Here is a 14,510-nt window from a genome sequence, read left to right as displayed (position 1 = left end):
TGACACGATCAGCGCCATGGGGTGGCGATGGGAGCGTCAGGGTCTGGCCTGGATCAGGGCGTGGGTGCCGGTCGTGCGCCACGGATTGCCCGAGGCGTCGAGCGCAATTCGCGTGGGCTCCGGGACACCGGCGAGCGCATCGGACTTCAGCGTCCGCAGCGCGACGACCGCCCCGGGGAAATAGCGGGTGACCTCTGCGAAGGACGTCCCCTCCGCCCAGACGGCGTCACCGATGAGCCTGCGGTAGTTCAGGTCGCCCTTCATGAGAGTGACGGACGCCGAGGCGAAGTCCGCCCGCAGGTCGTCCGGCATGTCCCGGTAGGGCAGCGGGGCGCAGGAGAACGGGTGGGCGCGCAGGGAGAGACGCCCCGACGCCATCGCCTGCCAGAGCCGCCCGCCTGCCTTCCCGGCCTCCCCCGGCGCCGCGGCCAGCCGCCGCAGGCACGCCACCACGTCGGCCGGCGTGGCGTCGGACACGAAGTACGGATAGACCTTGACGTGCAGCACGACCTCGCCGGCGAGCCCTTCGGCGAGGAGGTGATCGGCGAAGGCGAGGTCGGCGAGCAGCTCTCGCCCGGCGTTGTCCGCGACCAGGACGACCTTTCCGGGGGCGCGGTCGCGGAGCAGTGACCACAGCAGCGCGCTGTCGTCCACCACCAGCCGGGCGACGCGCTCGTGCTCGCCGGTCAGCGTGATGGCGAACGACAAATCGGCGCGGTTGCCCCAAAGAGAGCCGAGCAGGAGCCCCGCCGCCCGCTCACCGGGAGGCAGGGCGGCCACTTCGTCGAGGGCGGCCAGCTCGGCGTCTGCGGCGGCGCTCTCCGACTCGGCCTGTTTGAAGGGCCCGAACGGATCGACCCCCCGCCAGGGACCGTCCTCGAAGTAGCCGGTGGCAGCGAGGAGCTTCCGGTAGAAGTAGCTCTCGGCCCACAGGAAAGGCACGTCCACCCACCGCCGGCCGATCTTGTCGCGCCCCCACTCGGCCCACGCCGCGTGGTCGTGCGCCGACGGGTCGAGCGGCTCCATCACGTCGCGGACGACCTCACCAAGCAGCCGGTCGAGCGCCCCGTGCCGATCCGGCGTGTACGGCAGGGCCTCCCTGACCCGCTGAATCAGGGCCGGATGCCGCTCCCTGAACACTCCCAGGGCGTACGAGCCCGGAACGTTGCCGAGAATGGGCGAAGCGTCCACCGGCGCACCTTCCGCAGGCGCGCCGTCCGCCGTCCCATCACCCTGGACCGCGTCGCCGCCCACCACGTCGCACGCCCCCGTGTCATCGGGCACCGTGTCATCGGGCACCGTGTCGTCGGGCACCGTGTTGCCGGGTAGCTGGCTCACCGGGGGCATCCTCCCGATTCGTGAAGGCGTCTCCGACAGTAAATCGCAGGACGGCAGACCACACGGGCGCGGGGTGCGGCCGCCCGAGCGCCATCACGCGGCCGTCATCACCCCGGCCGTCATCACCACGGCCGTCATCACCACGGCCGTCATCACCACGAAAAACGGCCTTCAGCGCAACGCCGCCGCACATGAGCGACCGTCCCTGGAGGAGGTCACCGGGGGGTTTATACCGTACAAACCTGAACGTCCGTGGGGGCCTGGGAGCTGTTGCCCATGACGTGGCGCGTCGCCGGTGGAGAAATCGAACGCCGCCACGGTCTTCACATCGGTGACGTCGGGCCAGGCATCTGTGCATGGGCGCGGTCGGCTAGACCTCGGTGATCCGGTTGAGGCGGTCCATGGCGTTGACGTATTCCTCGACCATCTCGAATACGACCTGCCTGGCGGGCTTGACGCGGTTGGTCGTGCCGATGATCTGACCGGCCGGGAAGGTGGCGAGCTCCGCCGCGTCGGACTTGCCGATCCGGCGCAGCGCCTCCGACACGAGCATGAACTGGAGCGGCATCGGCAGCGTGCCCGGCGACTCGGCGGACTCCCAGGCGTCGGTCCAGGCGTTCTTGAGCAGGCGGGCGGGCTTGCCCGTCCAGCTTCGCGAGCGAACCGTGTCGGCCGACGTGGCCTCCAGGATCCGCCGCTTGGCGAGCTCCGGGGTGTCGGCTTCCTCGACGGTGAGCCAGATGGAGCCGGTCCACACGCCCTCGGCCCCGAGCGCCATCCCGGCGGCCATCTGCCGGCCGGAGCCGATCCCGCCCGCCGCCAGGACCGGCACGTCCACGGCGTCGACCACCTGCGGGATCAGCACCATCGTGGAGATCTCACCGGTATGTCCTCCGGCCTCGGTGCCCTGGGCGACGACGACGTCCACCCCCACCTCGACCTGTTTCACGGCGTGCCGGGGGGTGGAGGCGAGGGCGGCGACCTTCACGCCCTTCTCGTGCGCGAGCTCGACGACATCGGCGGGAGGCGGGCCAAGGGCGTTGGCCAGCAGCGCGATTGGATGCTTCAGCGCCACCTCGACCTGCGGCCTCGCGGTCGCGTCCGTCCACCCGAGCAGCACCTTCCCCGGGTCGGCGCCGGTCAGCGGCGGCACGTCGTGCCTGGCCAGCAGGCCCTCGACGAACGCGCGGTGCCCGTCGGGGATCATCCCCTGCAGCTTCGCCACCAGCTCTGCCGGGCTGTCGACGCCCAGGTCGGCTCCGGCGTAGGAGGCGGGCATGACCACGTCCACGCCGTACGGCCGGCCGTCCACGTGGTCGTCGATCCACCGGAGCTCCGTCTCCAGCTCTTCTTGGGTGAAGTAGAGGGCGCCCAGCACTCCCATGCCGCCGGCGCGGCTGACCGCGGCGACGACGTCCCGGCAGTGACTGAACGCGAAAATCGGAAACTCGATCCCGAACATGTCGGTGACACGTGTCCGCATGCCCTCGACAGTACGGTCGGGCTCACGCAAACTGCAACGAGTTCTAACTAGAACGTTTCGTCGGCCGTACCAGCCGGCAACGTCCCCAGGCCACCCCAAACACGCCGTGATCATGCATAGATTCCCAGCGGGCAGGTTGACCTGCGCGTTCACTGTTCGCGATCATACATTCTCCCGGGAATGCATGATCACGATCGCTATATCCGCAGGCAATCGCCCACTCGCGGGAATCTGTGCATGATCACGGCAGGAGTGAGGGGGGACGGGGACGTTATAACGGGTTTTAGCCATGAAGTGGTCGTTCTTCATAACTATGCGACAGGGATATGACCTAGCTCCACGAAAGAGAGTCAAATTTCGTGACACGCCGGGATTGCAGCCATAACACAGCGGCCGTACCTTCCCGGTATGGATTTGGAGCTCCGTCACCTCAAGATCGTGCGCGCGGTCGCCGAGGCCGGGAGCGTCACCAAGGCGGCAACCCGGCTCGGGCTGGCCCAGCCCTCCCTGACCGCGCAGCTCAAACGCATCGAGCGCGCGCTCGGAGGCCCCCTGTTCGAGCGCGACCGCAACGGCGCCCGGCCCACTCCCCTCGGCGAGATGGTGCTGTCGCGGGCCCGTGTGCTGCTGCCCGCCGTACGGGAGCTCCAGGAGGACGCCGTGCGGTTCGCCAACAACTCGGATCCCGAGGACATCCCCGGCTACCGCCTCGGGGCCACGCACGGGCCGATCCTCGGCGGCCTCGTCGAGCGCCTGACCGCCGCCCATCCGGTCACCCCCGTGACGACCCGCACGTCCTGGTCGGCCCGCGAGCTGACCTCGATGGTGACCTCCGGCCGCCTCGACTTCGCCCTGATCGGCACCTGCGGCGACAGCCCACCGCCCAAGGCCGACGCGATGAGCTGGAGCACCGTGGGCTCCGACCCCGTCTTCGTCCTGCTCGCGGAGGACCATCCCCTCGCGGGCGAGAGCGAGCTGGAGCTGTCCCGCCTCGCGGGCGAGTGCTGGGCGGTCGCCCCCGGGGACGGCTGTTTCGCCGACTGCTTCGCCGGGGCCTGCGCGCGTGCGGGCTTCGTGCCCATGCCCATCTACGAGACCGACGTGACCACCTGCCTGCACCTGGTCGGGGTGCGCAAGGCCGTCGCGCTCTGCCAGGCCACCTTCCAGCTGACCGCCGGGCTGGTGATGATGCCGCTCGCCGGGGCTCCGCTGCGCTGGCGGCACCTGCTGGGCTGGCACACCGACTCGATCGCCGCCCGCGCCGCGCCCTCAGTGGTCAACTACGCGCGCGCGGCCCACGCCGACGCCGTACGGCGAAGCCGCCGCTACTCCGACTGGCTCGTCGCCAACCCGCGCTTCGGCACGCTTCCATAACCCGGCGGTAGGGGTCATCTGATAGATCCCCGCTCGGGGTGAGCGTGGTTACGGTGTCGGCACCCCCCGACACAAGGAGAGCCCCATGCTCCGCAGACGCACGGTCACCACCGCATGCGCTCTGGCGATCGGTGTCATCACCCTGATGGCCGCCCCCACCACGGCGGAAGCCGACACCGGAACCACCGACGCGGCCACCACCGGTTCGTCCGTCACCGGTTCGTCTGTCACCGCGATCAAGCCGCCGCCCGGCATGCTCGACGCCATGCAGCGAGACCTGGGCCTCAGCGCGGACCAGGCTCAGGCCCGCCTGCTGAACGAGTCGCGCGCGGCCGCCGTCGAGTCGAAGCTCCGCAAGCGACTGCGCGACGCGTTCGCCGGCTCGTGGGTCACCGGAGACACCTCCTCGACCCTCGTGATCGCCACCACCGACGCTTCTGAGGCGTCCGCCATCAGCGCCTCGGGCGCCCGGCCCCAGGTCGTCGGCCGGACACTCGCGTCGCTCACCGCCGCGAAGGAGGCGCTCGACAGGGCCGCCGCGAGCGCGGCGCCGAAATCCACGCCGATCTGGTACATCGACGTGCGGACCAACAGCGTCGTCGTGCTCACCTCCCAACCCGCCGAGGCCGAGGCGTTCATCGCCGCGAGCGGGGTGGACAAGTCGGCGGTTCGGGTGGAGCAGTCCGCCGAGCAGCCGAGAGTCCTCTATGACGCGCGCGGCGGCGACGCCTACTACATCAACAGCTCCGCTCGCTGCTCGATCGGCTTCTCCGTGACCCGTGGCGGCCAGGGCGGTTTCGTCAGCGCCGGCCACTGCGGCAACGCGGGCGACAGCACCGCCGGCTTCAACAGGGTCGCCCAGGGGACGTTCCAGGCGTCGTCGTTCCCGACGAACGACTATTCGTGGGTCGCGCTCAACAGCAGTTGGACCCCGCAACCGTGGGTCAACAACGGCAGCGGCGGCAACGTCACCGTCAGCGGTTCGACGGTGGCCGTCGAGGGCGCCTCGATCTGCCGGTCCGGCTCCACCACCGGCTGGCACTGCGGGACCGTCCAGCAGCGCAACACCAGCGTCACCTACGCCGAAGGCACCGTCTACGAGGTGACCAGGACCAACGTCTGCGCCGAACCCGGCGACTCCGGCGGCTCCTTCATCTCCGGCAGCCAGGCCCAGGGCGTCACCTCCGGCGGATCCGGCAACTGCACGTCAGGCGGCACGACCTACTTCCAGCCGGTCAACGAGATCCTGTCGGTCTACGGCCTCACCCTGGTGACCTCCGGCGGCAACCCGCCGCCCACCGGCTGCTCCGGTTACCAGCAGACCTTCAGCGGCAGCCTCACCAGCGGCGCGAGCGCCTACCAGCCGAACGGCTCCTACTACCAGTCGACCGTCTCCGGCACCCACAGCGGCTGCCTCGACGGCCCCGACAGCGTCGACTTCGACCTCTACCTGCAGAAGTGGAACGGCTCGACCTGGGTCAACGTCGCCAGCGGCACCTCCTCGGGCCCGGATGAGACCGTCACCTACTCCGGTACGGCCGGCTACTACCGGTACCGCGTCCACGCCTACAGCGGCTCCGGCTCCTACACCATGGGCCTCAGCAAGCCGTAGTGGTCGGAAGCGAGACGCCGGCAACACAGAGTCGGTAAAACCTGCGCCGCCGTCCGCCAAGACGGCGGCGCCTCCGTGTCCCAGAGATCACAGCGAGCTAGATTCGGCCTGCTTCCATACCGCGACGGTAGGGGTTAACTGATAGATCCGCGCCTGTCGTGAGCTCAGTTACGGTGACGGCACCCCCCGACGCAAGGAGAACCACATGCTCCGCAGACGCACGGTGACCACCGGCTGCGCCCTGGTCATCAGCGCCCTCGCGCTGACGGCCGCACCCGCCGTGGCCGACCCCGAACCTGACACCACCCCACCCGATGCCACCACGGCGTCGTCCGGCTCCGACCCCACTCCGCCGCCCGCCGTTCTCGACGCCATGCAGCGCGACCTCGGGCTCAGCGCGGCGCAGGCCCAGGCCCGCCTGGCCAACGAGGCCCGTGCGAGCGCCACCGAGGCCAAGCTGCGCGGCAGCCTCGGCGCGAGCTTCGCCGGATCGTGGGTCACCGGAGAGACCTCCGCCACGCTGGTCGTCGCCACGACCGACGCCGCCCAGGCGCCCACCATCGCCGGATCCGGCGCCCAGCCCCAGATCGTGGCCCGGACGCTGGCCGCGCTCACCGCCGCCAAGGAGGCGCTCGACAGGGCCGCCGCGAGCGCGCCCCCGTCGACCAGGAAGTCCACGCCGGTCTGGTACGTCGACGTGCGGACCAACAGCGTCGTCGTGCTCTCCTCGCAGCCCGCCGAGGCCGAGGCCTTCGTCGCGGCCAGCGGGGCCGACAAGGCCGCGGTCCAGGTGGTGCGGTCCACCGAGCAGCCGCAGCTCTACTACGACGTGCGCGGCGGCGACGCCTACTACATCAACAACTCGGCCCGCTGCTCGATCGGGTTCTCCGTACGGCGCGGCTCCACGAACGGCTTCGTCAGCGCCGGCCACTGCGGCCGCCCCGGCTACACGACGGCGGGCTACAACCGCGTCGCGCAGGGCACCTTTCAGGGCTCGTCGTTCCCCGGGAACGACTATTCGTGGGTCGCGGTGAACAGCAGTTGGACACCCCGGCCGTGGGTCAGGGGCAGCGGCGGCGGGAACGTGACCGTCAAGGGCTCCACCGTCGCCGTCGAAGGCGCCTCGATCTGCCGCTCCGGCTCGACCACCGGCTGGCACTGCGGCACGGTGCAGCAGCGCAACACGAGCGTCACCTACTCGCAGGGCACGGTCTACGAGGTGACCAGGACCAACGTCTGCGCCGAACCCGGCGACTCCGGCGGCTCCTTCATCTCCGGCAGCCAGGCCCAGGGCGTCACCTCCGGCGGATCCGGCAACTGCACCTTCGGCGGCACGACCTACTTCCAGCCGGTCAACGAGATCCTCGCGGTCTACGGCCTCACCCTCGTGACCGGCTAACCCCCCCGCGTGATCATGCACACCTTCCCGCGCACCCCCACGGGCCTGCCCCGCCCCCGTCCGTGATCATGCGCACTTTCCTCCGCGGCTATGGTGCGCTGCGAAGATTCGGTTCGTGATCATGCAGAGGCATTGCGCTGCATGATCGTGTACGGCATCAGCGCAGCCAGGGCGCGGTGACCAGGAATCGGTGCATGATCACGCGCGATGAAAGCGCAGGGTAAGGGGACAGCCCGGGAAAGTGTGCATGATCACGCGGAAATCAGCGGGGGAGTCGGCGCCACAGCGCGCGGGGCAGGATCCGCATGACGGCGAACACGAAGCGCAGCCTTCCCGGGACCCAGACCATCTGCCGCCCCGACCTCAGGGCGTCGATCACGGCGTCCGCGACCGCGTCGACGGTCACCGACATGGGGGCGGGGGTCATCCCCTCGGTCATCCGCCCGATGACGAACCCGGGCCGGACGACCACGACCCGGGCCCCTGAGCTGCGGGGAGAATGCGTGCCGTGGAGGGAATCCGCGAGGCCCTGGGCGAAGCCGTCGAGGCCCGCCTTGGCCGAGCCGTACACGAAGTTGGCCTTACGCACCCGCACGCCCGCGACCGACGACAGCACCACGAGCGTGCCGTGGCCCTGCTCGCGCAGCCGCCGGGCGGCGGCGAGCCCGGCGGAGACGTGGCCGCCGAAGTTGACCGCGACGTCCCGCGCGGCGGCCACCGGGTCGTCGTCGTAGACGGCCTGCCTGCCCAGCACGCCGAAGGCCGGGATGACGACGTCGAGGTCCCCGAGCGTGGCGGCGGCGTGCTCGATCAGCGCGGCGTGGGTCTCGGGGCGGGCGGCGTCGAAGTCCACGACGTGGACCTCCGCGCCGAGCTTCCGGAGTTCCTCGGTGGGCGCGGCCCCGCCACGCGCGGCGAGCATGACCCGGCTGGCGCCGTCTCGCACGAGACGCTCCACGATCGCCAGGCCGATCTCGCTCCGGCCGCCGAGCAGCAGGACGGTGTCGACCGAACCCAGGGCGTTCCTCATGTCCTCACCGGTGAGGTCGTCGCGGTCTTGGCTGTCACAGGCACAGTCTCCTCGCCAGGTCGGAGTGGAAGACCCCGTGGGGGTCGATCCGGCGGCGGATCGCCCGCCACTCTTCCAGGCGGGGGTAGGTCGCGGCCATGACCGCCGCCGACATGCGGGAGTCCTTGGCCAGGTAGACACGTCCCCCGGCGGCGGCCACCCAGCCGTCGAGCTCGGTCAGCATCCCGGCGAGCCCGCTCTGGACGGCCGGGATGTCCAGGGCCAGCGTCCACCCCGGCATCGGGAACGACAGCATCCCGGGGGTTCCCTCGCCGAACCTCTTCAGGACCGTGAGGAACGACACCACGCCAGCGCCGGACAGCCGTTCCACCACCCGCCGTAAGGTGTCCTCGGCCCCGAACGGCACGACGAACTGGTACTGGACGAAGCCGCGCGAGCCATACATCCGGTTCCAGTGACCGACCCCGTCGAGCGGGTGGAAGAAGGGCGCGATGCCCTGGACGACTCCGCGCCTGGCCCTGGGCGCCTTGCCGTACCAGACGGCGTTGAAGGCGCCGATCGACGCGCGGTTGAGCAGCCCGCCGGGCACCCATGGCGGCGCGGACAGGCGCGGCCGGGGGGCGAAGCGAAGGGGGTCGCGGCGCATCCGCGACGGGAGGTCGTCCAGGCGCGCGTGGTCGCCGCGGGTGAGGACACTCCGGCCCATCCGGCCGCCGCGGGCGAGCAGGTCGATCCAGGCGACCGTGTAGCGGTAGCGGTCGTCGGTCGCCGTCATCACGTCGAGCGTCTGGTCGAGGTCGCGGGTCCGCTCGACGTCCACCCGCATCCGGGAGGTCTCGATCGGGACGCAGGCGAAGGTGGCCTCGACGATGACGCCGGTCAGCCCCATGCCTCCGACCGTCGCCCAGAACAGCTCGTCGTCCGGCCCCAGCACGCGCGTCGCCCCGTCGGCGGTGAGCAGGGTCAGCGAGCGGACGTGCGCGCCGAAGGACGAGTCCACGTGGTGGTTCTTGCCGTGGACGTCGGCGGCGACGGCCCCGCCGACCGTGACATATCGGGTGCCGGGGGTCACCGGGACGAACCAGCCGCGCGGCACGAGCTCGGCCATCAGGTCGTGCAGGCTCATCCCGGCCGACGCGGTGACCAGGCCGGTGTTCGGATCGTGGGCCCACGACGGCGTGAGGGCGGTGCAGTCGAGCACGAGGCCGCCGGCGTTCTGCGCGGCGTCGCCGTACGAGCGGCCGAGACCGCGCGCGACGACCCCGCGCCGGGAGGCCTCCTTGATCAGCGCGGCGGCCTCGTCGGCCGAGCGCGGGCGCGCCAGCCTGGCGGGGGTCGGGGCGGTGCGCCCCCACCCGGTCAGAACCGTCATGTCAGATAGATCCCAAATAGATGCCAAAGGCGAGCAGCACGAGCATGAGGGCGATGAAGACCTGGAGCGGCCGGTCCCGGAGGGCCAGCTCCTCGGGCTCCTCCCCCACTCCCCGGTCGACGAGCAGGGCGTGCCGTAAGACGACGAGAACGAAGGGCACGATGCTCAGGGCGTAGAACGCGCGGGCCGCGCCGGTGTGCTCCTGGAGCGCCCACAGACAGTACGTGACGATCATCGCGCCCGAGGCCATGACCCGGACGTGGGCCAGATAGCTCGCCGTATAGACGACGAGCGTGGCCCTGGTGGGATGGGTCGTGCCGTCGCCGCCCTGCGCGCGCAGTTCGGCCTCCCGCTTCCCCGCCACGAGCAGCAGCGAGCCGAGCGAGATGACGACGAGGAACCAGCTCGTCACGGGTACGGCCACCGCGACCGCGCCCGCGTAGGCCCGGATGACGTGGCAGCCGGCCACTGCGACGAGGTCCACGACCGGCTGCCGTTTGAGCCAGAGGGTGTAGGAGAACGTCAGCGCAAGATAGGCGGCGACCACGGCAGTCAGCTGCCAGCGGCCGGCCACCAGGCTCACCAGCAGGCCCGCCGCCAGCAGGATCGCGCCGGTGATCCGCGCGAGCCGTACGGACACGATCCCGGCGGCGACGGGGCGCAGCCGCTTGCGCGGATGGCGGCGGTCCGCCGCCATGTCGGCGGCGTCGTTGAACAGGTAGGTCCCGCTCGCGGCAAGGCAGAACGCCACCAGGGCGACCAGGGAGCCCCGTAAGCCCGGGCCGGTCGTGAGCACCCCCGCGGCGGCAGGGGCCGCGAGGACGAGCGCGTTCTTGAGCCACTGCCGTGGACGGCAGGCCCGCAGCAGCCCGGCCGCCGTCGAGCGCCACGTCAGTGCGCCCGCCGGTGACGTGTCGACCGGCGGGCGCACTGCCGCGCGCTCTGGGATCATCAGCCCTCGCGCGCCGGGGAGCCGCGCATGATGAGCAAACCGGCGACGAGGAGCACGACGCCGAGAATAAGGGAGATGAGGGGGATCGTGGTCTCGATGAGAGTGATCTGGCTCAGATTGTCCCTGACCGCGCTGACCAGGTCGCTGACGCTCTGCGGCGTCATCACGGCAGTGGCGATCAGGGCCGGCATGCGCTCGACGCCGTCGGCGGTCTTGAGCACCTCATGCCGCTGCTGCTCCTGCTTGACCGGCGCGCCCGTGGTGGGCTCAACCCAGAACGTGGTGACGCCGTCGTAGACGCGGTTGACCTGGATGTCACCGGGGTCCGCCATGCCGAGCACCGACGCGGGCGCGCTGAGCGTCTGGGTGACCGTCGGCGGGACCTTCTGCTCGAACTTGTAGACCTTGAGCCCGTTGACCGTGTCCTCGCCCGCGAAGGTCGCGTCGAACGCCTTGTGCGCGTCGGTGTTGAAGACCTTGTAGGTCTTCTTCTCCACGCCGAAGGGGAACAGGAAAATCTGGCCCTCCAGTTGGACGGGCTTGTCGTCCACGCTGGCGCCGCAGCAGGTGACGCCCGCGCCGTCGAACTTGTTGAACGCGCTGCGGAACTGGGTGAACGAGATCCCGCGCTTGTTGTTCGTCACGTCGTTGACGGCGGTGAACTGGTCCCAGACCACGTGGTCGTCCTTGGCCTGCGCGACGTCTCCCCTGGTCGTGACCGTGATGTCGAGATTCCCGGTGAGGACCTTGAGGTCGCCCACGCTGAAGTAGCGGGCGTTCTCCGCGGTCAGCCGCGTCTTGATGTAGTAGTCGGCGGGAGCCTGGACGAGCTTGCCGGCCACCTGAAATTTGATCAGTGGTGCGAGAACGATGAGGAACGCCCCGATTGCCAAGAGAACAACTCCAACTGCGCGGCGCATCGCTCCTCCTGGGCAGGCGTGGTAAAACCGCCATTTTGTCCTGAAACAGGTTCCTATTTCGCGCTAATGTTAGTGGGGGTAGTGACCGACGTCACGAGGGATGCGGAAAAGTGACCGAAACAGGTTCTAGGTCGTCGGCGGCTCGTGACATATTACTCGTCAGTTCGTCACCCGTTCGTGACAAAACTGTGCCTTCCAGGCTCGATCGGGCTCCGCGGGCAGCCACGCTTCCAAAACCGACGGGTCACCTCGACGCGCTGGACGGCATGCGGGCGATCGCGGCCCTCGCCGTGCTGACCTTCCACGTCGCCATCGAGTCGGGGGCGGCGCTCCAGGACAACTTCTTCAGCAGCCTGCTGTCGCGGGGAGACGTGGCCGTCCCCATCTTCTTCGCGCTGTCGGGCCTGTTGCTCTACCGGCCCTACGCGCGGGCGGCGCTGCACGGTGGCCCGCGTCCCGGCACCGGGGTCTACCTGCTGAAACGGGCTCTCCGCATCCTCCCGGCGTACTGGCTTGTCGTGATCGTCGCCATGGTGCTGTGGTCCGGGAGCCACGTCGGGGACGTCAAGACCTGGCTCGAACTGCTCCTGCTCACGCAGAACTACGAGCTTCATCCGTGGTGGTACGGCCTGGGCCCGCGCGGGCTCGCCCAGATGTGGAGCCTCTGCGTGGAAGTGGCCTTCTATCTCGTGCTGCCGCTGCTGGCCGCCGCCCTGTCGGCGTACGCGCGCCGGGCCGGGGACGACGTCGGCCGCCGGGCAAGGCGGCTGCTCATCGGGATCGCCGTGCTGGCCGCCACCTCGTTCGTCTGGGCCCTGATCACCTACTACCCCGCCTACCGACCGTACCTGAACACCTGGCTGCCCCGCGCGGGGGTGTTCTTCGCCCCCGGCATGGCGCTGGCCGTGGTGTCGGTGTGGGCGCGCGACGAGCCGGGGACGGACGGCCCCGCCCGCCGCTTCGTCCGCGCGGTCAACGCCTCGGCGGGCACGCTCTGGGTGGTGGCCGCCGTGGCGTACGCCGTGGCCGCCTCGCCGCTGACCGGCACGAGGTTCAGCGGCGTCGACGGCGTCTGGGCCGACCTGTCGGAGCTCGTGCTCTACGCGACCGTCGCGGCGTGCCTGGTCGCGCCCGCCGCGCTGCCGGCCCCCGCGCCCGCGGGTCGAGGCTCGCTGCTCGGGCGCTTCCTCGGCAGCCGGGTGATGCGCTTCCTCGGCCGTGTGTCGTACGGCATCTTCCTGTGGCAGTTCGTCGCGCTCTATCTCTGGTACGACTTCACCGAGCAGGGGCCGTGGACCGGCAACTTTCCCGGCAACCTGATCGTGGTGGGCGGCCTCACGGTGCTGCTCGCCACGATCACGTACAAGTACGTCGAGGAGCCCGCGAGGGGCATGATCCGGTTCGTCACGAGGCCTTCCCCCTCTTCTTCTGCGACGTCGGCGACGACGGCTTCGGCTTCAGGGATTGCGAAGCCGGAGACGGGGATTGCGAAGCCGGAGTCGGGGATGGCGACGGAGACCCCGCGGCTGGAGGGGCCGGGCTCACCGCCGGCGCCGGAGGCGGGGCGGCCGCCGGGACGGGATCCCCGAACGCGAACCCCTTGAGGCAGATGGGCGCCGAGGGGTCGTCCAGCCGGATCATCAGGCCCTTGCCCACCGCCGTCACCGGGAACTGCAGCAGCCCTCCGTCGGTGCGCGCGAAGCTGAGCTGGCCGCGCTGCCCGCTCATCTCGTACGTGGCGGTCCCCGCCCGTTTCGCCGTGTAGGCGAGCCCGCCCATCGGGCCCACGCCGCCATACGACACGACGTCCGGGAAGTAGATCGCACCGGCGATGAGCGGGAAGCACATCCTGCCGGGCGGAGGCAGGCTGGCGAACAGCGGCTTAACGCTGACCGGCACGAGCCTGCCCTTGTCGTCGAAGACCAGGGCGTGCTCCGACGGGTCGGGCGCCCGCATCCTGGCCCGCAGCACGGGCCGGGCGAGCGGCGCGAGCACGTGGTGGCTGAGCCTGCGGTTGCCGTTCCAGGGGATCACGATGTCGCCGGGGACCGGGCTGGAGAAGATGACGGCCGTGTCGGGCGCCTTGGCCAGGGACGTCCGCACGGCGTCCAGGTAGGCCCGGAACCGGTCGCCCGACAGCGTGTGGCGGTAGGCGTCGATCGACACGATCGACATGGCCAGGTAGACCCCGGCGAGCAGCCCGGCCACCATGGGAACGCCCGCCCCTCCCGGGATCGGCCGCCGGTACGGCTCGGCCTCGCCGTACAGCGGAAGGAGGGCGAGGGCGAGGCAGATGGCCAGGACGATCACGGCGTCGGCCACATAACGGGTCTCGGAGCCGACGATCTGCGTCAGGCCGGTGCCGCGCGCGATGGCGGTCGGGATCGCGTCCACCCCCAGGAGGTAGCCCGCCAGCACCACCCAGGCCCGTACGGCACGGCGGCGCCAGAGCAGCGTGACGAGGACGACTGCGGCGAGCACCGTCCAGGCCGCCGCCACGAGGAACGCGCTCGGGTGGGCCATGCCGCCCGTCGGCGGGACGGGGCCCCACGACAGCGGCCCGCCGACGGCCCCGGACGGGAAGGTCCATCCGAGCATTCGGTTCACCAGGTCCGCGACGTCGGCAGGCTCCGGCGTCACCGCGCCCTCGCCGGGGGCCGTGCTCCTGCGGGCCAGATACAGCGCCGCGTAGCCGCCCATCAGCAGAAGGTATGACCCCCAGAGCCGCCAGTGCGTCCGGGCCTCGCGGAGCATCAGCGCGGTCCAGTTCCCCGTCCAGCCGCGCAGGTAGGCCGTGGTGATGGCGAACAGCAGGAACGGGACGAAGACCCCCTTGGTGCTGAAGGCCATCGCGAACAGGACCCAGTAGAACGCCCGCCGCGCATGCACCCGTCCGCCCTGACGGACGTGCCGAACTTGGGCGTCGAGCGCCATGACCATCCCGAGCTGGAGCGGCACGGCGTTGAGCGCGGCCGACCACCAGCCGAACGCGGGGATGGTGAGCGGGCAGAACAGGGCGATGGCGAGCGG

Annotated in this window: 10 protein-coding genes; 4 read left to right on the top strand and 6 right to left on the bottom strand. The window is 70.5% G+C overall.

All coding sequences use genetic code 11. The features are described 5' to 3' along the window. Positions 1-36: 36 nt before the first annotated feature. A complete protein-coding gene (locus tag N5079_RS01640; RefSeq protein ID WP_261581464.1) occupies positions 37-1,338 on the bottom strand; it encodes a damage-control phosphatase ARMT1 family protein in 1,302 nt (433 codons plus the stop codon). A gap of 370 nt (positions 1,339-1,708) precedes the next feature. Continuing rightward, positions 1,709-2,821: an NAD(P)H-dependent flavin oxidoreductase gene (locus N5079_RS01635; protein WP_261581462.1), complete on the bottom strand. Its 1,113-nt coding sequence runs from the start codon at positions 2,819-2,821 to the stop codon at positions 1,709-1,711. A gap of 408 nt (positions 2,822-3,229) precedes the next feature. Here N5079_RS01635 and N5079_RS01630 point away from each other — a divergent pair, with 408 nt between their 5' ends. The 3 genes from N5079_RS01630 (at position 3,230) to N5079_RS01620 (ending at position 7,206) form a co-directional block, all read left to right on the top strand. Continuing rightward, complete coding sequence (locus N5079_RS01630; protein ID WP_261581461.1) at positions 3,230-4,195, top strand: LysR family transcriptional regulator; 966 nt, start codon at positions 3,230-3,232, stop codon at positions 4,193-4,195. A gap of 85 nt (positions 4,196-4,280) precedes the next feature. Further along, complete coding sequence (locus N5079_RS01625; protein WP_261581460.1) at positions 4,281-5,807, top strand: S1 family peptidase; 1,527 nt, start codon at positions 4,281-4,283, stop codon at positions 5,805-5,807. Between the two features lie 205 nt (positions 5,808-6,012). Further along, positions 6,013-7,206, top strand: a complete 1,194-nt coding sequence (locus N5079_RS01620; protein WP_261581458.1) for an alpha-lytic protease prodomain-containing protein — start codon at positions 6,013-6,015, stop codon at positions 7,204-7,206. 262 nt (positions 7,207-7,468) lie between these two features. Here the strand turns inward: N5079_RS01620 and N5079_RS01615 are convergent, their stop codons facing one another. Genes N5079_RS01615 through N5079_RS01600 form a run of 4 tightly spaced genes read right to left on the bottom strand, consistent with a single transcriptional unit; the run spans position 7,469 to position 11,480 of the window. After that, on the bottom strand, positions 7,469-8,236 hold the full coding sequence (locus N5079_RS01615; protein ID WP_261581457.1) for an SDR family NAD(P)-dependent oxidoreductase: 768 nt from the start codon (positions 8,234-8,236) through the stop codon (positions 7,469-7,471). A gap of 34 nt (positions 8,237-8,270) precedes the next feature. After that, positions 8,271-9,608 (bottom strand): FAD-binding oxidoreductase, encoded by a 1,338-nt coding sequence (locus N5079_RS01610; RefSeq protein WP_261581456.1) that lies wholly within the window; start codon positions 9,606-9,608, stop codon positions 8,271-8,273. 1 nt (position 9,609) lies between these two features. After that, positions 9,610-10,560 carry a decaprenyl-phosphate phosphoribosyltransferase gene (locus tag N5079_RS01605; RefSeq protein WP_261581455.1) on the bottom strand — a complete coding sequence of 317 codons (951 nt, stop codon included), beginning with the start codon at positions 10,558-10,560 and terminating at the stop codon, positions 9,610-9,612. Then, complete coding sequence (locus N5079_RS01600) at positions 10,560-11,480, bottom strand: DUF3068 domain-containing protein (RefSeq protein ID WP_261581454.1); 921 nt, start codon at positions 11,478-11,480, stop codon at positions 10,560-10,562. Before N5079_RS01600 ends, N5079_RS01605 begins: the two co-directional genes overlap by 1 nt. 188 nt (positions 11,481-11,668) lie before the next feature. Here N5079_RS01600 and N5079_RS01595 point away from each other — a divergent pair, with 188 nt between their 5' ends. Then, a complete protein-coding gene (locus N5079_RS01595; protein WP_261581453.1) occupies positions 11,669-13,084 on the top strand; it encodes an acyltransferase family protein in 1,416 nt (471 codons plus the stop codon). Positions 13,085-14,510: the final 1,426 nt, after the last annotated feature.

It is taken from the genome of Planotetraspora sp. A-T 1434 (assembly GCF_025420585.1).
Taxonomy (GTDB): Bacteria; Actinomycetota; Actinomycetes; order Streptosporangiales; family Streptosporangiaceae; genus JAOEGB01.
The sequence above is the reverse complement of the archived record's forward strand: the minus strand, read 5'-3'. Positions and strand labels throughout refer to the sequence as shown.

Coding starts and splice junctions, on each gene's coding strand:
- N5079_RS01635 (WP_261581462.1), bottom strand. CDS start 2,821: ATGCGGACACGTGTCACCGACATGTTCGGGATCGAGTTTCCGATTTTC.
- N5079_RS01630 (WP_261581461.1), top strand. CDS start 3,230: ATGGATTTGGAGCTCCGTCACCTCAAGATCGTGCGCGCGGTCGCCGAG.
- N5079_RS01625 (WP_261581460.1), top strand. CDS start 4,281: ATGCTCCGCAGACGCACGGTCACCACCGCATGCGCTCTGGCGATCGGT.
- N5079_RS01620 (WP_261581458.1), top strand. CDS start 6,013: ATGCTCCGCAGACGCACGGTGACCACCGGCTGCGCCCTGGTCATCAGC.
- N5079_RS01615 (WP_261581457.1), bottom strand. CDS start 8,236: ATGAGGAACGCCCTGGGTTCGGTCGACACCGTCCTGCTGCTCGGCGGC.
- N5079_RS01610 (WP_261581456.1), bottom strand. CDS start 9,608: ATGACGGTTCTGACCGGGTGGGGGCGCACCGCCCCGACCCCCGCCAGG.
- N5079_RS01605 (WP_261581455.1), bottom strand. CDS start 10,560: ATGATCCCAGAGCGCGCGGCAGTGCGCCCGCCGGTCGACACGTCACCG.
- N5079_RS01600 (WP_261581454.1), bottom strand. CDS start 11,480: ATGCGCCGCGCAGTTGGAGTTGTTCTCTTGGCAATCGGGGCGTTCCTC.